At 70.3% G+C, this 18,870-nt stretch carries 15 protein-coding genes; 2 read left to right on the top strand and 13 right to left on the bottom strand.

The genetic code is table 11. From position 1 onward, the window contains the following. Positions 1-28: 28 nt before the first annotated feature. The 11 genes from pgi to uvrC all read right to left on the bottom strand — a co-directional run bounded on the left by pgi (position 29) and on the right by uvrC (position 14,251). Entirely contained in the window at positions 29-1,684 is a 1,656-nt protein-coding gene (pgi, locus tag OG841_RS35255; protein ID WP_328637691.1) for a glucose-6-phosphate isomerase, read from the bottom strand. 187 nt (positions 1,685-1,871) lie between these two features. Beyond that, the gene (locus OG841_RS35250) at positions 1,872-2,207 is read right to left on the bottom strand and encodes an RNA polymerase-binding protein RbpA (RefSeq protein WP_003957010.1); all 336 of its coding nucleotides are present in this window, start codon (positions 2,205-2,207) and stop codon (positions 1,872-1,874) included. 214 nt (positions 2,208-2,421) lie between these two features. Further along, positions 2,422-2,652 carry a preprotein translocase subunit SecG gene (secG, locus tag OG841_RS35245; protein WP_031057628.1) on the bottom strand — a complete coding sequence of 77 codons (231 nt, stop codon included), beginning with the start codon at positions 2,650-2,652 and terminating at the stop codon, positions 2,422-2,424. 103 nt (positions 2,653-2,755) lie between these two features. Then, complete coding sequence (tpiA, locus tag OG841_RS35240) at positions 2,756-3,532, bottom strand: triose-phosphate isomerase (protein ID WP_328637692.1); 777 nt, start codon at positions 3,530-3,532, stop codon at positions 2,756-2,758. A 5-nt stretch (positions 3,533-3,537) separates the two neighbouring features. Then, positions 3,538-4,749 carry a phosphoglycerate kinase gene (locus tag OG841_RS35235; protein WP_371568211.1) on the bottom strand — a complete coding sequence of 404 codons (1,212 nt, stop codon included), beginning with the start codon at positions 4,747-4,749 and terminating at the stop codon, positions 3,538-3,540. A 122-nt stretch (positions 4,750-4,871) separates the two neighbouring features. Continuing rightward, on the bottom strand, positions 4,872-5,882 hold the full coding sequence (gene gap / locus OG841_RS35230) for a type I glyceraldehyde-3-phosphate dehydrogenase (RefSeq protein ID WP_057618359.1): 1,011 nt from the start codon (positions 5,880-5,882) through the stop codon (positions 4,872-4,874). Positions 5,883-6,095: 213 nt separating this feature from the next. Next, positions 6,096-9,050, bottom strand: coding sequence for a M14 family metallopeptidase (locus OG841_RS35225; RefSeq protein ID WP_328637694.1), 2,955 nt, complete (start codon positions 9,048-9,050; stop codon positions 6,096-6,098). 146 nt (positions 9,051-9,196) lie between these two features. Further along, complete coding sequence (whiA, locus tag OG841_RS35220; protein ID WP_020120074.1) at positions 9,197-10,186, bottom strand: DNA-binding protein WhiA; 990 nt, start codon at positions 10,184-10,186, stop codon at positions 9,197-9,199. After that, on the bottom strand, positions 10,177-11,244 hold the full coding sequence (locus OG841_RS35215) for a gluconeogenesis factor YvcK family protein (RefSeq protein ID WP_328637695.1): 1,068 nt from the start codon (positions 11,242-11,244) through the stop codon (positions 10,177-10,179). The genes whiA and OG841_RS35215 overlap by 10 nt, the downstream gene beginning before the upstream one ends. Continuing rightward, the gene (gene rapZ / locus OG841_RS35210) at positions 11,241-12,200 is read right to left on the bottom strand and encodes an RNase adapter RapZ (RefSeq protein ID WP_062038358.1); all 960 of its coding nucleotides are present in this window, start codon (positions 12,198-12,200) and stop codon (positions 11,241-11,243) included. Before rapZ ends, OG841_RS35215 begins: the two co-directional genes overlap by 4 nt. Beyond that, a complete protein-coding gene (uvrC, locus tag OG841_RS35205; protein WP_328637696.1) occupies positions 12,197-14,251 on the bottom strand; it encodes an excinuclease ABC subunit UvrC in 2,055 nt (684 codons plus the stop codon). Before uvrC ends, rapZ begins: the two co-directional genes overlap by 4 nt. Before the next feature lie 301 nt (positions 14,252-14,552). Here uvrC and OG841_RS35200 point away from each other — a divergent pair, with 301 nt between their 5' ends. After that, positions 14,553-14,759: a hypothetical protein gene (locus OG841_RS35200; RefSeq protein ID WP_371568202.1), complete on the top strand. Its 207-nt coding sequence runs from the start codon at positions 14,553-14,555 to the stop codon at positions 14,757-14,759. Between the two features lie 141 nt (positions 14,760-14,900). Here the strand turns inward: OG841_RS35200 and OG841_RS35195 are convergent, their stop codons facing one another. Further along, on the bottom strand, positions 14,901-15,575 hold the full coding sequence (locus tag OG841_RS35195; protein ID WP_328637698.1) for a response regulator transcription factor: 675 nt from the start codon (positions 15,573-15,575) through the stop codon (positions 14,901-14,903). Between the two features lie 246 nt (positions 15,576-15,821). Between OG841_RS35195 and OG841_RS35190 the strand changes: the two genes are divergently transcribed. Further along, complete coding sequence (locus OG841_RS35190; protein ID WP_328637699.1) at positions 15,822-15,983, top strand: hypothetical protein; 162 nt, start codon at positions 15,822-15,824, stop codon at positions 15,981-15,983. A gap of 108 nt (positions 15,984-16,091) precedes the next feature. Here OG841_RS35190 and OG841_RS35185 read toward each other — a convergent pair whose 3' ends face one another. Beyond that, entirely contained in the window at positions 16,092-18,833 is a 2,742-nt protein-coding gene (locus OG841_RS35185) for a nitrate- and nitrite sensing domain-containing protein (RefSeq protein WP_371568197.1), read from the bottom strand. Positions 18,834-18,870 lie beyond the last annotated feature (37 nt).

Raw genomic sequence — 18,870 nt, 5'->3', positions numbered from 1 at the left:
TCCCAGGAGGGGCCCGGCGTCCGCGTTCTCACTGCCGGCCGCGCAGCTCCCGGTACGTCGTCACCAGGGCCTTCGTCGACGCGTCCAGGCCCGGCACCTCGGCGCCCTCGGTGAGCGCCGGCTCGACGCGCTTGGCGAGGACCTTGCCGAGCTCGACGCCCCACTGGTCGAAGGAGTCGATGTTCCAGATCGCGCCCTGGACGAACACCTTGTGTTCGTAGAGCGCGATGAGCTGGCCGAGGACCGACGGGGTCAGCTCGCGGGCCAGGATCGTCGTCGTCGGGTGGTTGCCCTGGAACGTCTTGTGCGGGACCAGCTCCTCGGCCACCCCCTCCGCCCGCACCTCGTCCGGAGTCTTGCCGAAGGCCAGCGCCTGGGTCTGGGCGAAGAAGTTCGCCATCAGCAGGTCGTGCTGTGCCCTGAGGGCGTCGGACAGCTCGGCGACCGGCCGGGCGAAGCCGATGAAGTCCGCCGGGATGAGCTTCGTGCCCTGGTGGATGAGCTGGTAGTAGGCGTGCTGCCCGTTGGTGCCCGGCGTGCCCCACACCACCGGCCCGGTCTGCCAGTCCACGGGGTTGCCGTCACGGTCCACCGACTTGCCGTTGGACTCCATGTCCAGCTGCTGGAGATAGGCGGTGAACTTCGACAGGTAGTGGCTGTACGGCAGCACGGCATGCGACTGGGCGTCGTGGAAGTTGCCGTACCAAATGCCCAACAGACCAAGGAGCAAAGGTACGTTGGACTCGGCCGGGGCGGTGCGGAAGTGCTCGTCGACGAGGTGGAAGCCGTCGAGCATCTCGCGGAAGCGGTCGGGCCCGATGGCGATCATCAGTGACAGACCGATCGCCGAGTCGTAGGAGTAGCGACCGCCGACCCAGTCCCAGAACTCGAACATGTTGGCCGTGTCGATGCCGAAGTCCGCCACCTTCTCGGCGTTCGTCGACAGCGCCACGAAGTGCCGGGCGACCGCCTCCTGATCCGCCTTCAGCTCACCGAGCAGCCACGCGCGTGCCGAGGTGGCGTTGGTGATCGTCTCGATGGTGGTGAAGGTCTTCGAGGCGATGACGAACAGCGTCTCGGCCGCGTCCAGGTCGCGGGTGGCCTCGTGCAGGTCGGCGCCGTCAACGTTCGACACAAAGCGGACGGTGAGGTCGCGGTCGGTGAAGCCGCGCAGGGCCTCGTACGCCATCGCGGGGCCCAGATCCGAGCCGCCGATGCCGATGTTGACGATGTTCTTGATGCGCCTGCCGGTGTGGCCGGTCCACTCGCCGGAGCGGACCCGGTCGGCGAAGTCGCTCATCTTGTCGAGCACGGCGTGCACGCCCGGTACGACGTTCTCCCCGTCCACCTCGATCACGGCGTCCCGCGGGGCACGCAGAGCGGTGTGCAGCACGGCCCGGTTCTCGGTCGTGTTGATCTTCTCGCCGCGGAACATGGCGTCCCGCAGACCGAAGACGTCGGTCGCGGCGGCGAGTTCGCGCAGCAGCCGCAGTGTCTCGTCGGTGACGAGGTGCTTGGAGTAGTCGACGTACAGGTCACCGACCCGCAGTGTGTACCCGGTGCCGCGTCCGGCATCGGCGGCGAACAGCTCCCTCAGCCGTACCTCGCCGAGCTCTTCGCGGTGCTCGGCCAGCGCGGTCCACTCGGGCGTCCGGTTGAGCCTGGTACGGCCGTCTGCGTTCATGTCCGACTTCAGCCTTCTTTCGTACCTGTGCCAGCTGCTCCAACCTAGTTGATCAGCGCATCAGCCAGGCGATGAACAGGACGAAGAAGCCCGTCGCGAACAGGGCAAGGCGGACCCACGCAGCGCGTCGGCCGAGCCTGAAACCGCTCCGGCCAGGCACCTCTCGGTGTCCGGCCGGCTGTCGACGCTAGATCTCGCCCCTCAGTTTGGCGAGCGCCTCGGCGAGGATCGCCTCGCCGTCGGCGTCGCTGCGCCGTTCCCGTACGTACGCGAGGTGCGTCTTGTACGGCTCGGTGCGCGGCGGGTCCGGCGGGTTGTCCCGGTCCTGTCCGGCGGGAAAGCCGCAGCGGGGGCAGTCCCAGGTATCGGGGACCTGCGCGTCGCTGGCGAAGCTGGGCTGCGTCTCGTGCCCGTTGGAGCACCAGAAGGAGATGCGCAGACGGGGCGCGGACTCGCCCCGCTCGGCTTCGCCCATCGGCCCCGCCCCGACCCGGCTACCTCGGATCGCGTTGCCACTTGCCACGGTCGTAACTCCCTGCGTGATGGTGCCGCGAAGCGAGTCGGCGTGTCGCTTCGTTGCGAGCGCCTCAGTCTACGTAAGGCCCAACGCGCGTCCAGTGATTGGAGTTACAGCCCCCACACCTAGACGCAAGCCCCATGATAGGCCGCGCTCAGCTGCGCGTACCGAACATGGGGCCTTACGTGCGGAATGTACGTGCTGTGTGTGGCGTCGCCGCTCAGCTGTTCGTCTTCATGAGGAGACCGAGCACGATGATGCACGCGAACCACAGCAGACCGACCACGATGGTGATCCGGTCGAGGTTGCGCTCGGCGACCGAAGAGCCGCCGACGGAGGACTGCATACCGCCACCGAACATGTCGGAGAGGCCGCCGCCCTTGCCCTTGTGCATGAGCACCAGCAGCATCATCAGGCCGCTGAAGATGATCAGGGCGATCGAGAACCCCATAACCACGGCTGGACCAACTCTCTCGGATTCGGATGAACGACGGGGGCACGGCCTTCAGGGCCATGCCCCCGCAAGGGTACGACGGATCCTCGCCAGGTCCTACTCACTGGTCCCGGAAGCGCACGATCTTGACGAACTCGTCGGCGTCGAGGGACGCACCGCCCACGAGCGCCCCGTCGATGTCGGCCTGCGCCATGATCTCGGCGACATTGCCGGCCTTGACGGAGCCGCCGTACTGGATGCGGACCTGGTCGGCCAGCTCCTGCGAGTACAGCTCGGCGATCTTGCCGCGGATGGCGGCGCAGACCTCCTGGGCGTCCTCCGCCCCGCAGACCTTGCCGGTGCCGATGGCCCAGACCGGCTCGTAGGCGATGACGACGGACTCGGCCTGCTCGGCCGGGAGGTCCTTGAGGCCGCCCTCGACCTGGGCGAGGGTGTGGGAGACGTGGTTGCCCGCCTCGCGGACGTCCAGCTCCTCGCCGACGCACAGGATCGGGGTGAGACCGTGCTTGTAGGCGGCCTTGACCTTGGCGTTGACGATCTCGTCGGTCTCCGCGTGGTACTGACGGCGCTCGGAGTGGCCGATCGCCACATACGTGCACTTCAGCTTGGCCAGCATCGAGCCGGAGATCTCGCCGGTGTAGGCGCCGGAGTCGTGCGCCGAGAGGTCCTGGGCGCCGTACTTGATCTTGAGCTTGTCGCCGTCGACCAGGGTCTGCACGGAGCGCAGGTCGGTGAAGGGCGGCAGGACGGCGACCTCGACGGCCTCGTAGTCCTTGTCCGCGAGGGCGAAGGCGAGCTTCTGGACGTGGGCGATGGCCTCGAGGTGGTTGAGGTTCATCTTCCAGTTGCCCGCCATGATCGGCGTGCGCGTGCTCATGTAGGTCAGTCCTCCAGTGCGGCGAGGCCGGGGAGCGTCTTGCCCTCGAGGTATTCGAGGGAGGCGCCGCCACCGGTCGAGATGTGGCCGAATGCGTTCTCGTCGAAGCCCAGGGTGCGGACGGCCGCGGCGGAGTCGCCACCGCCGACCACCGTGAAGGCCGGGGAGTCGAGGAGAGCCTGGGCGACCGCCTTGGTGCCCTCGGCGAATTCGGGGTGTTCGAAGACGCCCATGGGGCCGTTCCAGAAGACGGTGGCGGCGTCGGTGATCTTCGAGGCGTACAGCTTGCCGGACGCCGGGCCGATGTCCAGGCCCATCCGGTCGGCGGGGATGGCGTCGGCGGCGACGGTGGTGGAGTCGGCCGGGGCCTTGGTCTTCAGGTCCGGGAACGCGGGGGCGACCACCGCGTCGACCGGCAGGACCAGCTCGACGCCGGTCTTCTCGGCGCGCTCGATGTACTCCAGAACGGCCGGGATCTGGTCCTCCTGGAGGAGGGACGCGCCGACCTCGTGGCCCTTGGCCTTGAGGAAGGTGAAGGCCATGCCCCCGCCGATGAGGATGCGGTCGGCCTTGCCGAGCAGCTCGTCGATGACGGCGAGCTTGTCGGAGACCTTGGCGCCGCCGAGCACGACCACGTAGGGGCGCTGGACGTCGTCGGTGAGCTTCTTGAGGACGCCGACCTCGGTGGCGATGAGGTGGCCTGCGTAGTGCGGCAGCCGGGCCGGGAGGTCGAACACCGAGGCGTGCTTGCGGTGGACCGCGCCGAAGCCGTCGCCGACGTAGACATCGGCGAGGGCGGCGAGCTGGTCAGCGAAGGCGCCGCGCTCGGCGTCGTCCTTGGAGGTCTCGCCGGCGTTGAAGCGGAGGTTCTCGACGACCGCGACCTGGCCGTCGGCGAGGCCCGCGACCGTGGCGGTGGCCGACTCGCCCACCGTGTCGGTCGCGAACTCCACGGGAGCGTCCAGGAGTTCACCGAGGCGGGCGGCCGCCGGGGCGAGGGAGAAGGCCGGGTCCGGAGCGCCCTTGGGGCGGCCCAGGTGCGAGGCGACGACCACGCGGGCGCCCGCGTCGGCGAGGGCCTTCACGGTCGGCAGAACGGCTCGGATACGGCCGTCGTCGGTGATGGTGGTGCCGGACAACGGCACGTTGAGGTCGGCGCGGACGAAGACCCGCTTGCCGGCCACGCCTTCGGCGAGGAGTTCGTCGATCGTCTTCATAAAGGGGACTCCTGAGGAGGGCTCTGGATCGTACGAAAGCTGATCACGTGAGTGAGGGCTCGGGCAACGCGTCCTCACGCTGCCCGAGCCCTGCTCACACACCTAGGTGCCTGATCGGTCGATCAGAGCTGGTTGCCGACGAAGACCGTGAGGTCGACGAGGCGGTTGGAGTAGCCCCACTCGTTGTCGTACCAGCCGAGGATCTTCACCGAGTTGCCCTCCTGGACCATGGTCAGGGAGGAGTCGAAGGTGCAGGAGGCCGGGTCGCTGACGATGTCCGAGGAGACGATCGGGTCCTCGGTGTACGACAGGTAGCCCTTGAGGTCGCCGTCCTCGGAGGCCTTCTTGAACGCGGCGTTGACCTCGTCCTTGGTGACCTCGCGCTGCAGCGTCACGACCAGGTCGGTGGCCGAGCCGGTGGGGACCGGGACGCGCATCGCGATGCCGTCCAGCTTGCCCTTGAGCTGCGGGAGGACCAGGGCGGTGGCCTTCGCGGCGCCCGTCGTGGTCGGGATGATGTTCTCGGCGGCGGCGCGGGCGCGACGCAGGTCCGAGTGCGGGAAGTCCAGGATGCGCTGGTCGTTGGTGTACGCGTGGACCGTCGTCATCAGACCCTTGACGATGCCGAAGTTCTCGTCCAGAACCTTGGCCATCGGCGCCACACAGTTGGTGGTGCAGGAGGCGTTCGAGATGACGTGGTGGTTGGCCGCGTCGTACTTGTCCTGGTTGACGCCCATCACGATGGTGATGTCCTCGTCCTTGGCCGGAGCCGAGATGAGGACCTTCTTGGCGCCGCCCGCGATGTGCTTCTCGGCGTCGGCCTTCTTCGTGAAGATGCCGGTGGACTCGACGACGATGTCGACGCCCAGCTCGCCCCACGGGATGTCGGCCGGGTTGCGCTCGGACAGCACCTTGATGGTGTGACCGTCGACGGTGATCGTGTCGGCGGTGTGCGACACCTCGGCCTTGAGGCGGCCCAGGATGGTGTCGTACTTCAGCAGGTGCGCGGTGGTCGCGGTGTCACCCAGGTCGTTGACAGCCACGATCTCGATGTCAGCACCCTGCTCCAGCAGCGCGCGGAAGTAGTTACGACCGATGCGGCCAAAGCCGTTGATGCCTACGCGGATCGTCACGAACCGATCTCCTCGTTGGTACGCCGGTTGTGAGACCGGCGAGCTGTATGGGATGTCCCCGACCACCCCCGACCCTACCTCCCTGAGCCCGGCGTGGTGACATCGAGATGCCCCATACACGGCAGGGCGGTCCGTACCCGCCAGTAGGGGTACGGACCGCCCTGGACCGAGATCTCCGGTCACCCGAAATGACTACATCGAGTCACCCGGGGTTCACCCGCCGATCGCCGCGAGCGCCTTGGCGAGAAGGACCTTGCGGTCGGCCGCCGCGGTGATGTGCTCCAGGCCGAAGCCCAGCAGCACGGTGTCGTCCGTGGTGACCGCTCCGTAGGTCTTGAACAGCTCTCCGGCGCGCCCCCAGTCCTTCACGACCGCGGGGCTGCCCGCGGGCGGCCCGGGCACGCTCCACGCGCCGAGCGAGGTCTCGAAGCCTTCCGTCTCGACGGCCTGGCCGCCGACGACGACCGAGGTGTTGTCGACGAGGACGCCGCGACCGCCGGACCCGGGGTCGGTGATGTAGCTGAAGGACACCTCGACCTTCTTGCCCGCGTACGCGGAGAGGTCGAAGGAGACCTCCTGCCAGCCGGCCGAGGCCCCGGTGAAGCTGTTCCACCGGCCGCTGGTGCCGGAGGCCGTGCAGTCGCCGGTGCCCAGGGTCAGATACCGCTTGAGAGCGGGGTGGGCCGCGATGAAGAACCCGGCCTCGCACTCGGCGGGCACGGCGCTGGTGGTTGCACCGTTCTTCTCCGGGAGGGTGGTCCAGTCGTCCGCCCCGGCGGTGTGCGCCTCCAGCACGGCGTGGTCGTAGCCCTCCTCGGTGTCCCACAGCATCCGGGTGCGCAGCGTGGGCGCCTGCGCGGCGGTCACCTGGGTGAGGTCGACGGTGCGGGTGAGGCGGTTCCAGGCGTAGTCGCTGTGCGTGACGGCCGCCATGGACGTGCCCTCGTACGGTCCGTACGGGTTGGGCGTGCCGGGGTACGTGCCGCCTCCCGCACTCGCGAACTGCGGGAAGGTCGCCGCGGGCAGGTTGTCCGAGGTGACGCTGAAGGATCCGGCCGCGTCCAGCGGGTTGCCGGGGGCGGCCCCGAGGCTCGCGCCGGCTCCGGCGAGTCTGCCGGTGCCCTGGAAGGCCGTGGCGCCCGGCAGCGTCGTACGGGTGTAGGCGCCCAGGTAGTACTGGCTGAAGTCGTTCGACAGGGTGCCGCCGCCCAGGTCGACGTTGCCGCCGGCCCGCTCGCCCGCCTCGACCAGCTTGCCGCCCTCGTTCAGGAAGGCGCGCAGCTGGAGCTGGGTGGGGTTGCCCGGGACGGTCGCGCCCGTGTAGTGGACGACGGTCCGGAAGTGGTCCAGCACGCCGAGCGCGTCGGGCGCGCCCTGCGTGGCGACGTTCCAGACGATCGCCCTGCGGCCGGCCGCCTTGAGGGCGTCCACGTAGGTCTGCGCCTGAGTGGCGGTCGCGCCCTCCTCGGCGACCACGAGCACGTCGGCGCGCGGCCGCTCGGCCACCGTGTAGGTGAAGTGCGCGCTGGAGCTGGGCTTCTTGCTCTTCGTCCGGCCGGTGAACCAGACCTCGACCTTGTCGCCCGGATCGCCGTCGGCGACCTTGGCACGGTACTCGTCGAAGTAGAGGTTGTCCTCACCGCCGTACGTCTCTCCGCCCTTCCAGGCCTTGAGCGCCACGTCCTTCGTACGGCCGCCGTTGACGCGGTACTTGAGCTCCTTGTCGCGCACGGACCTGCGTACGACGACGGAGACCTCCTGGTCCGCGCCGCGCGCGTAGGACGTGGTGAACGGCTTCGGGGTGAAGTCGGCGGCCTTCAGACCGAGCGACGACTTCGGCTGGTCGGGCGTGGCCGCGGACTCGGCGACGGAGAGCGCGAACGGGAGGTTCTTCTCGAACTCCTGCTGGATCAGCTTCTCGTCGTCCGGGAAGTTGAAGACCGATTGGCAGTCCGCCGCGTTCCACCGGTCGTTCGGGTCGAGGTCCGAGGCGGTCTGGCAGGTCGACATCTCGGGGGTGAACATCGCCAGGCCGTTGACGTTCGACGCGTGGCCGTCCGCCTCGCCGTTGGTGGTGTACAGCTCCGAGGAGACCTGTGGACGGTAGCCGGGGATCGCAGAGTTGTCCGGGGTGCCGGCGAGCGCCTTGTACATCACGTCGTCGGGCGTGTCGGTGGCCACCTGCCAGCCGACGCCGTAGAGGAGGAGTTCGGCGGCGGAGTGGTAGTTGATGCCGTACGTGAAGCCGATCCGCTTCTCGAAGGCGTCCAGCGCCTTGGTCTCGGGCTCCGAGGAGGGGGCCGCGCCGCGGTAGGTCTCGCTGGTGGGGTTGGGGGACGAACCCTCGTCGTCGTAGCCCCACTTGTAGGAGAAGTTGCGGTTGAGGTCGACGCCGTCGCCGACGCCTATGGTGCCGTCGCCGTTGTTGTCGTGCAGGTTCTTGCGCCACAGGCGGTTGTCGTCGCTCTGGAAGGTGTAGTCGTAGCCGTCGGGGTTGGCCGACAGGACGAACCACAGCTCGGTGGAGTCGACGATCTTCTTGACGCGCTTGTCGCTCTTGTAGTTGTCGACGTAGTGGTGGAGTAGCCGGCGGGTCATCTCCGGCGTGATCCACTCGCGCGCGTGCTGGTTGGACATGTAGAGGACGGAGGGTTTGGCGCCGTCCTTGGACTTCTTCGCGTTCTTGGTCAGTTTGAGCGCGAGGATGTCCTTGCCGTTCACGGTCTTGCCGATGGAGACGACCTTGGTGAGGCCGGGGTTGGCCCGGGCGGTCGCGAGGATCTCCTCCTGGAGGCCGCCGCTTCCGCTGTACGGCCGGAACACGCCCTCGGCGGCCTTGTCCACGCGGGCCTCGGCCTTGGCGGTCAGGGTGTGCTCGGTGAGCTCGACGCCCTGCCCTTCGAGCTTCTGGGCCTCCTGGTCGGTGAGGTAGACCTCGACGGTCGCGGTGCCCTTCGCGGGCACCTGCTCGCTCAGTTCGTGGCCGTCCTGCCCGGCCGCCAGCAGCAGGGGTACCTGCCCGCTGGTCACCTCGGCGCGGAAGACCTTGACTTCGTTCGGATCAGGAGAACTGGTTGCGCTCTCCGCGGCCTGGGCGACGGGCGCGATGCCCGCGCCGCCGAGCAGGAGCGCGCCAACAGCGAGGATCGGTCTCGCTCTTCGTCTCATGAGCCCCCCTTGCGGTGGTCCGCCACAGCAGCGAACAGATGCCAGGCTCATGACAGTTGATGATCCAGTCAAGGGCGCCTCACACATACGCAAACGCCGGTGCCGACGTCCCAAGTGGGCGTCGGCACCGGCGTGGTGAGTGACGGTCAGCCGACCAGGTTGTCGGCCATCTCCTCGGTGATGCTGGACTCCGTGCCCGGAATGCCGAGGTCGGAGGCACGCTTGTCGGCCATGGCCAGCAGGCGGCGGATACGGCCGGCGACGGCGTCCTTGGTCAGCGGCGGGTCGGCGAGCGCGCCCAGCTCCTCCAGGGAGGCCTGCTTGTGGTCCATGCGCAGCCGGCCGGCGGCGGCGAGGTGCTCGGGCACGTCGTCGGCGAGGATCTCCAGGGCCCGCTGGACCCGGGCTCCGGCGGCCACGGCCGCGCGCGCGGAGCGGCGGAGGTTGGCGTCGTCGAAGTTGGCGAGACGGTTCGCCGTGGCCCGCACCTCGCGGCGCATCCGGCGTTCCTCCCAGGCGAGCACCGACTCGTGGGCGCCCAGCCGGGTGAGCAGGGCACCGATCGCGTCACCGTCCCGGACGACCACGCGGTCCACGCCGCGGACCTCACGGGCCTTGGCGGCGATCGAGAGGCGGCGGGCGGCGCCGACCAGGGCGAGCGCCGCCTCGGGGCCCGGGCAGGTCACCTCCAGGGAGGAGGAGCGGCCGGGCTCGGTCAGCGAGCCGTGCGCCAGGAAGGCACCGCGCCAGGCGGCCTCGGCGTCGCAGGTGGCACCGGAGACGACCTGCGGGGGCAGCCCCCGGATCGGGCGGCCCCGGCCGTCCACCAGGCCGGTCTGGCGGGCCAGCTGGTCACCGCCGGCCACGACCCGGACGACGTAACGCGAACCGCGGCGCAGTCCGCCCGGTGCCATCACGATCAGTTCGGAGCTGTGTCCGAAGATCTCCAGGATGTCCCGCTTGAGTCTGCGGGCCGCCATCGCGGTGTCCAGCTCCGCCTCGATCACAATGCGCCCGCTCACCAGGTGGAGGCCGCCGGCGAACCGCAGGATGGCGGAGACCTCCGCCTTTCTGCAGCAGGTCCGGGTGACGGGGAGCCGGGAGATCTCGTCCTTCACCGCTGCCGTCATCGCCATGGGCCGATCCTTCCATGCATCCGAAAAATACGGTCGTACGCGGCGGCCAACAGCTCCGGGTCGTGCCTCGGGGTCCCGTCGGGCCGGGCCACCGGCGCCAGCTCGACCGCGGCGCCGAACCGCTTGGCGGCGTCGGTCAGGGAATCGCGGTCGGGCACGGCGGCCTGGTCGGCCAGCACCACGTCCAGGGCGAGTTTAGGGGCGTGTCGTCCCAAAACCTCCAAATGACGCTGCGGGGAGAAGCCATCGGTTTCTCCCGGCTGCGGTGCGAGGTTCAGGGAGAGTACCCGGCGCGCCTTCGTCTGGGTGAGGGCGTCCAAAAGTTCGGGCACCAGCAGATGCGGGATGACCGAGGAGAACCACGAGCCGGGTCCGAGGACCACCCAGTCCGCGTCCAGGACCGCCTCCACCGCCTCGGGGACGGCGGGCGGGTCGTGCGGCACGACGTGCACCGACTGCACCTCACCCGGGGTCAGGGCCACGGTCGCCTGTCCCCGGACGGTCTCCACGTCCTCGGGCCGGTTCGGGTCGTGCCCCTTGACCAGGGCCTGGAGCTCCAGGGGTACGGCGGACATGGGCAGCACGCGCCCGTGCGCGCCGAGGAGTCTGCCGACCAGGTCGAGGGCCTGGACATGGTCGCCGAGCTGCTCCCACAGGGCGACGATGAGCAGGTTGCCGACCGCGTGTTCGTGCAGGTCGCCCTTGGACTGGAAGCGGTGCTGGATGACCCGGGCCCAGGTCTGGCCCCAGTCGTCGTCACCGCACAGCGCGGCCAGCGCCTTGCGCAGGTCGCCGGGCGGCAGGACGCCCAGTTCGTCGCGCAGGCGCCCGCTGGAGCCGCCGTCGTCGGCCACGGTGACGACGGCGGTGAGGTCGCCGGTGATCCGGCGCAGTGCGGCGAGCGAGGCGGACAGGCCCATGCCGCCGCCGAGCGCGACCACCTTGGGCTGGGCACCACGCCGACGGGGTCTTGCCCCGCGGGCCTCGACGGGCCGGGCCGCCCGCCCTTCGGGGACGGCCCGGCGCAGCCTGCTCAGCCGCGGACTACGTGCGGTCATTCCCGTCCCATGTCCCGGTGTACGACCACCGTCTCCACACCCTCGGCCGCGAGGCGCGCGGCGAGCTTCTCCGACGTGGCGACCGAGCGGTGCTTGCCGCCGGTGCAGCCGATGGCGATGGTCACGTAGCGCTTGCCCTCGCGGCGGTAGCCGGCCGCGATGAGACGCAGCAGCTCGGCGTAGCGGTCGAGGAACTCCTTGGCGCCGGGCTGGTTGAAGACGTACGCCGACACCTCCTCGTTGAGGCCGGTGAAGGGGCGCAGCTCCGGGACCCAGTGCGGGTTGGGCAGGAACCGCATGTCCGCGACCAGGTCGGCGTCGACCGGGAGGCCGTACTTGAAGCCGAAGGACATGACGGTGGCCCTGAGCTCGGGCTCCTCCTCGCCGGCGAACTGGGCGTCCATCTTGGCGCGCAGCTCGTGCACGTTGAGGCTGGAGGTGTCGATGACCAGGTCGGCGTCGCCGCGCAGCTCGCGCAGGAGCTCGCGCTCGGCGTCGATGCCGTCGACGATGCGGCCGTCGCCCTGGAGGGGGTGCGGGCGGCGCACGGACTCGAAGCGGCGCACCAGGGCCTCGTCGGAGGACTCCAGGAAGACGATCCGTCGGGTGACGTGCTTGGCCGCCAGGTCGGCGAGGGACTCGCGGAGGTTGTCGAAGAAGCGCCGGCCGCGGACGTCGACGACCACGGCGATCCGCGCGACATTGCCCTGGGAGCGGGCGCCGAGCTCCACCATGGTGGGGATCAGCGCGGGCGGGAGGTTGTCGACGACGAACCAGCCGAGGTCCTCCAGACACTTCGCGGCGGTCGAGCGCCCGGCGCCGGACATCCCGGAGATGATCACCAGTTCGGGGATGGCCGCCTCCGGGACTCCGGCGGCATCGGCGGGCGCGCCCGTACTCACCTGTGCGTCCTCTCCGCCCTGGTCCTGTGGTTCTTCGTGCTCGTTCACATTCATGTCTCCTGCCCCCGTCGTTCGTCCGGGGCACCCGCCGTCACGGGTTCCCCACCGGAACCCGTGGTGCCGGGTTCCTCCTCATCCATGATCTCTCCAGTCGCCGTGTTCACGGCGGGCGCGGCCGGGGCCGCCTGGGCGAGGGCCACGGCGATCGTCTCGGCCGTCTTGCGGCCTATGCCGGGGACCTCGCAGATCTGGTCGATGGTGGCGGATCGTAGTTTCTTCAAGGACCCGAAATGTTTCAGCAGGGCCTGCTTGCGCGTGTCTCCGAGGCCGGGGACGTCGTCGAGGGGGCTCGACCGGAAGCGCTGGGCCCGCTTGGTGCGCTGGTAGGTGATCGCGAAGCGGTGGGCCTCGTCGCGGACCCGCTGCAGAAGGTACAGGCCTTCACTGGTGCGGGGCAGCACGACCGGGTCGTCGTCGTCCGGCAGCCAGACCTCCTCCAGGCGCTTGGCGAGGCCGCAGACGGCGATGTCGTCGATGCCGAGCTCGTCCAGGGCCTTCTTGGCGGCGGCGACCTGGGGCTGTCCGCCGTCGACGACGACGAGCTGGGGCGGATAGGCGAACTTCTTCGGGCGGCCGTCGTCGTCCTTGAGGCCGTTCTCGGGGGTGCCCTCCTCGGGGAGGTCGTCCACCCACTCGCCCGTCTTCTCCTTCTCGGCGAGGTAGCGCCGGAACCGGCGGGAGATCACCTCGTGCATGGACCGGACGTCGTCCTGCCCCGCGAAGCCCTTGATCTGGAAGCGGCGGTACTCGCTCTTGCGCTGGAGTCCGTCCTCGAAGACGACCATGGACGCGACCACGTCGTCGCCCTGGAGGTGGGAGATGTCGTAGCACTCGATCCGCAGGGGCGCGCTGTCCAGGTCGAGGGCCTCGGCGATCTCCTCCAGGGCACGCGAGCGCGTGGTCAGGTCGGAGGCGCGCTTGGTCTTGTGGAGGACGAGTGCCTGCTGGGCATTGCGCTGCACGGTCTCCATCAGGGCCTTCTTGTCGCCGCGCTGCGGGATGCGCAGGGAGACCCCCGAGCCGCGGCGCTCGGTCAGCCACTCCTGGACCGGCTCGACCGGGTCGGGCAGGGCCGGGACGAGGACCTCCTTGGGGACCGAGTCGCCCTTCTCCTCGCCGTAGAGCTGCTGGAGGGCGTGCTCGACGAGGGCGCCGGTGGTGATCTCCTCGACCTTGTCGGTGACCCAGCCGCGCTGGCCGCGGACACGTCCGCCGCGCACGTGGAAGATCTGGACGGCGGCCTCCAGCTCGTCCTCGGCGACCGCGATCAGGTCGGCGTCGGTCGCGTCGGCGAGCACCACGGCGCTCTTCTCCATGGCCTTCTTCAGGGCCCCTACGTCGTCGCGCAGGCGGGCCGCCCGCTCGTACTCCATCTCCTCGGCCGCGTCCCTCATCTGCTGCTCGAGACGGCGGATGTAGGTGCCGGTGCGGCCGGCCATGAAGTCGCAGAAGTCCTCGGCCAGGTCGCGGTGTTCGTCGGCGGAGACGCGGTCGACGCAGGGCGCCGAGCACTTGCCGATGTAGCCGAGGAGGCAGGGGCGGCCGGTGCGGGCGGCGTTCTTGAAGACGCCGGCGGAGCAGGTGCGGACCGGGAAGACGCGCAGGAGGAGGTCGACGGTGTCGCGGATCGCCCACGCGTGCCCGTACGGCCCGAAGTACCTGACGCCCTTGCGTTTCTGGCCGCGCATCACCTGCACGCGCGGGAATTCCTCGTTCATCGTCACCGCGAGGTACGGGTAGCTCTTGTCGTCGCGGTACTTGACGTTGAACCGGGGGTCGAACTCCTTGATCCAGGAGTACTCCAGCTGGAGGGCCTCGACCTCCGTGGACACCACCGTCCACTCCACGGAAGCGGCCGTGGTCACCATGGTGCGGGTGCGGGGGTGCAGGCTCGCCAGGTCCTGGAAGTAGTTCGCCAGGCGCTGGCGCAGGCTTTTCGCCTTTCCGACGTAGATCACCCGTCGGTGCTCGTCGCGGAACCTGTACACCCCGGGAGAGTCCGGGATCTCCCCTGGTTTGGGGCGGTAGCTGGAGGGGTCGGCCATGTCTCACACCCTACTGGCGAGGGCTGACAGTCCGGTGAGCCTGTGGACAACGGCCAAGGTCTGTCGGGCGGATCCTGTGCGGAGCCTGCCGGAGGCGGCCGTGGCGAGACACCGCCGAGGTCGCGTCCGTGCTGCTGCGCTCGCCCTTGCCGGCCGAACCTCGGGAGCGGCCGAGCACGCTGCACCGGTTTCGGGTCAGCGGCCTGCCGGGCATCCGGCCGAGCGGTCCTCGACATCGAGCGGCGGCCCGGCCGAGCCGGTCCCGGCGGGCCCGCCCCCCATCGACGCGATCACGTACTTCGTGGCCGGTGTCGGCCCGGCGCCGGATCTGTACGTTGCGGTGCCGCTCCGGATCCGTGAGGCGGGCGGAGGGCGGCCGGACCCAACGTCCTGGCCGAGGCGTTCGACGCTGTTCGCCGGGCTCGCGGCGGCCCGGCTGTCGACCATGCCGCTCGACCAGCGCGTGCTCACCGCATCGCCGTGGCTCGTCACCGTTTCCTTCCGGTGATGCGCGCCTTGGCCCGCCGTGAACGAGCCACCGCTCCGATCGCGGCGTTCCGGCGACTGTCCGGAGCCGGAGTCCGGATCGCGACCGCGGTGACACGTCCGCGGACGACGCAGGCGGCCTTCCCCATGTCCGCCGGAGGCCCTAGCGGGACTCCAAAAACGTCAGCACGGCCAGCACCCGGCGGTGGTCGTCGGTGTCCTCCGTGAGGGCGAGTTTGCCGAGGATGCTGCGGACGTGTTTCTCGACGGTGCCCTCGGTCACCCACAGCCGACGGCCGATGCCGGCGTTGGAGCGGCCCTCGGCCATCAGGGCGAGGACCTCGCGCTCGCGGGCGCTGAGACGGGCCAGCGGGTCGTCGCGGCGCTGGGCGGAGAACAGCTCCTGCACCAGGGAGGGGTCGACCACCGAGCCACCCCGGTGGATGCGCTCCAGGGCCTCGATGAACTCGTCGACGACCGTGACCCGGCTCTTGAGGAGGTAACCGACCTTACGGCCGCTCGCCAGCAGTTCCAGGGCCTCCTCGACCTCGACGAACGCGGACAGGACGAGGATGCCGGTGTCGGGGTGGCGCTCACGGATGGTGCGGGCGGCCTTGAGGCCTTCGGTCGAGTGGTCCGGAGGCATCCTTATGTCGACGATCGCCAGTTCGGGGCGTTCCTCGTCGACCAGTTCCAGGAGCCGGACCGCGTCACCGGCCTGGCCCGCGACCTGGTATCCGAGGCGCTCGCACAGGCTGGCGAGACCCTCCCTGAGCAGGATGTCGTCGTCGGCGAGGACAACCCGTCCCTGTGCCGGCTGCTGCGATGCGTCGTCCATGCCCCAGCCCCCTCACCCGGCCTGTGCGGTGCGTCGTCCGAGGTCGGAGCTCCCCCGCCCCCGCCCGCTGCCCGCGCTCCAACAGCCTGCCCCACCCTTGGGTTTACGGCTAGCCGGAAGCGGAATTGGAGGCCTGCCGTGACGACATCAGGACGTGTCGGGGCGATTCTCGAACGAGTGCAGATGCAGTCCGACCGGCCGTCCCGGGCGAGGGACGGAAGGTCGCACGGCCGAAGGGTGCGGGACATGCGGCGGACACGGATCGAGAAGCAGCGGCGGCCGGTCCGTGCCCGTCGGTACCCGGACGACACGTACGGCACCGTCGACGCCCTGGACCCGAGGGACCCGGACGTCGTGCGTGCCAAGCGCCTGCAGACCGCACAGAACGGCGGAACCCACCGCCTCTAGAGCCGGACGGATGCCTCTCCGTCCGACAGGACCGCCCGGCGCGTACGCGACGTCACCCAGTTCAGGCTCCCCCACCTGGACGAACTCCCCGGCGTGCGCCCCGGGCGGTCACCGGTCCGGCGAGGGCCCGCCCAGGGGCAGCCGCACGTCCAGGGTCGTGCCCTCGCCGGGCGGACTGCTGACCGCCAGCTTGCCGCCGATCGCCTCGACCCGGTCGATGAGACCGATCAGCCCGGAACCGCGTCCCGGCTCGGCGCCGCCGGAGCCGTCGTCGCGGATGGTCAGCTCCAGGAAGCCGCCCCGGATCTCCGCCGAGACCTCCACCACGCGCGCGTGCGCGTGCTTGGCCGCGTTGGTGAGGCATTCGGAGGTCACGTAGTAGGCGGCCACCTCCAGGTGTTCCGGCAGCCGGCCCGCGGGCAGCTTCAGGTCGAGCTCGACGGGGACGGCGGAGCGGCGGGCCAGGGAGCGCAGGGCGGGCCCCAGGCCGCCTTTGGCGAGGATGGCCGGGTGGATGCCCCGGGCCACCTGGAGCAGGTCCTGGAAGGCGTCGTCGAGGCCCTTGCCGACATGCACCAGCTGTTCGGCGAGTTCGGAGGACCGGTCGGTCACCAGGGTCTCGGCGAGCCTCAGATCCAGCTGGAGGGCGACGAGCCGCTGCTGGACCCCGTCGTGCAGATCGCGCTCGATGCGCCGCCGGGAGGCGTCCGACGCGGCCACCACGCGCGCGCGTGAGGCGGTCAGCTGGTCGCGGCTGTCGGCGTTGGCGATGGCAGCGGCGACGAGTTCGGTGAAGTCGGCCAGCCGCGACTCGGTGCCCACCGGCAGCATCTCCAGGGGAGAGGCCGCGACGACGAAGCCCCACAGCCGGTCGTCGACGACGATGGGCGCTCCCACGGCGTGGCCGACGTGGGCGGCGCGCCGGGTCCGGGTGACCGTGTCGATCGCCTCGTACCCCGCCTCGCTGCGCTCCTTGCGCGTGGCCTCTTCGAGATCTTCCGGGATGCCGAGCACGGTCCCGAGGACCGTCTGGCTGCCGTCGGGCTCCTGCCGCAGGACGGCCGCGGTGGTGTCCAGCAGGTCCCCCACCTCCTCGGCCACCCTCCCGAACACCTCGGACGGCGGGGCGCCGTGGGCGACCAGGGTGGCGACCCGGCGCAGGGCGGCCTGTTCCCGGGCGGTGCGGCGGCTCTCGGTGACGTCGCGGGCGGTGGCGTAGATGAGGCCCTGTTCCGGGACCGGCCGGGCGCTCCACTGCAGCCAGCACTCGGTGCCGTCCGCGCGCAGGTAGCGGTTCTCGAACTCGGCCACCTCGACGCCGTCGGCCAGCCGTGCGAGAGCCGCACGGGTGGTGTCCCGGTCCTCCTCGTGCACGAACTCGATGAACGGCATCGACAGGATCGTCTCGCGCGGGTGGCCCAGAGTGCGCTCGAAGGCCGGGTTGACCCGCTTGAAGTAGCCGTCGGTCCCGCTGATGCAGAGCAGGTCCAGAGAGAGGTTGAAGATGCTCGCCAGTTCCTGCTCGGCCTCCTCGCGCCGCCCGTGCGCCGCCGCGAAGGAGGCCATGGTGCTGTTCATGCCGCCCAGCAGCTGGCTCCACGTGCCCTCGAAGGAGGCTTCGTCGGCGCGGTGTTCGAGGCGGTTGTGGTCGATCGCCGTGTTCATGGCGCGGATCTCGGCGGCCAGCCGCTCGGTGGTCACGCGCAGTTCGCGGAAGGTGTCGGCGACATCGCCCAGTTCGTCGCGGCCGGCGTACCGGATGTCGTACGAGAGATCGCCGTACGACAGTGCCCGGGCTCCCGCGGCGACCTGACCGAGGGGCCGGGTGATCGACCGGCTGAGTGCGAGCGCGAGGAAGGTGACGAGGGCGAGCACGGCCAAGGAGGCGGTGAGGTCGCGCACCACGCGGACCTCCGCGTCGCGGCGGTCGTGGTCGGCCGTGGCGTCCAGTGCGCGGGCGGCCCGGTCCTGGATGCCGCGCAGGGAGTCGATGCGGGCCCCGGAGTCGGCGAGCCAGCGCTCGTACGAGGGCCAGGCGTCGGTCTCCGGGCGGGCGGTGGCGAGCAGGTCGCGGACCCTGCGGACGGCTCGGCCGGGGTCCCGGAACTGGATGACGTAGAGCTGGGTCCGCAGTTGGGCCGAGGTGTTCTCCCGGAAGGCGTCCAGCTGGGCCGTCTCGAGCGCGGGCCAGCGTCCGGCGCCGGTGGGCCGGCCTGCAGGCCCGGCGAGCAGGGCGGCGACCTCCGCCTGCTCCCGGTCGGCGGCCTCGATGGCGCGCAGGAGCGCGATGTGGGCGTCGGCGGCGCGGCCCGAGGCCCGGGTGGGGCGGCCGGCTTCGAGCGCGGTGACGTCGTGCAGCAGGGTGTCCTCGACGCTGCCGTACTGCTCCGCGATGTCGGGGGCGGTGAGCGAGCCGGTGGTGATCTGGACGCGCAGGGAGTGCAGTTGACGGCCGAGGGCGTCGAGGTCGCCGGCGATGTCGGATCCGGACCACGAGGCGGCGCGGTTCACGGCGCGCTCCAGGGTCCGGTCGGTGGCGCGTTCGGCCTCGGTCCGTTCCGTCGGCGTGTCCGGGCCGGAGCGCAGCCGGGCCGTGACGGCGGCGAGCCGTTCGCCTGCCACGGCGTCGGTGACGTCGGCCGTCGCGAACGACACCTCGGTGCCGGTGTGGAAGTCACGCAGGGTCCGCGCTTCCCGCCACTGGGCCACGGAACTGAAGGCGGTGAAGGCGAGCAGCCCGGTCACCGGCAGCAGGACCAGCAGCATCAGCTTCCGGCCGACGCGCAGCCGGGCGAGCAGCGGGACGCGGTGCGGGACCCCGGAGCTTCGTCTGAGCGGTGAGCGGCTCATGACCGGGCCTCAGGCGCCGACGCTTCCATGCATGGTG

Origin of the sequence: Streptomyces canus, from assembly GCF_041435015.1 — a bacterium.
Taxonomy (GTDB): domain Bacteria; phylum Actinomycetota; class Actinomycetes; order Streptomycetales; family Streptomycetaceae; genus Streptomyces; species Streptomyces canus_G.
Note: the sequence above shows the minus strand (reverse complement) of the source record. Positions and strands in the feature narration are given on the sequence as shown.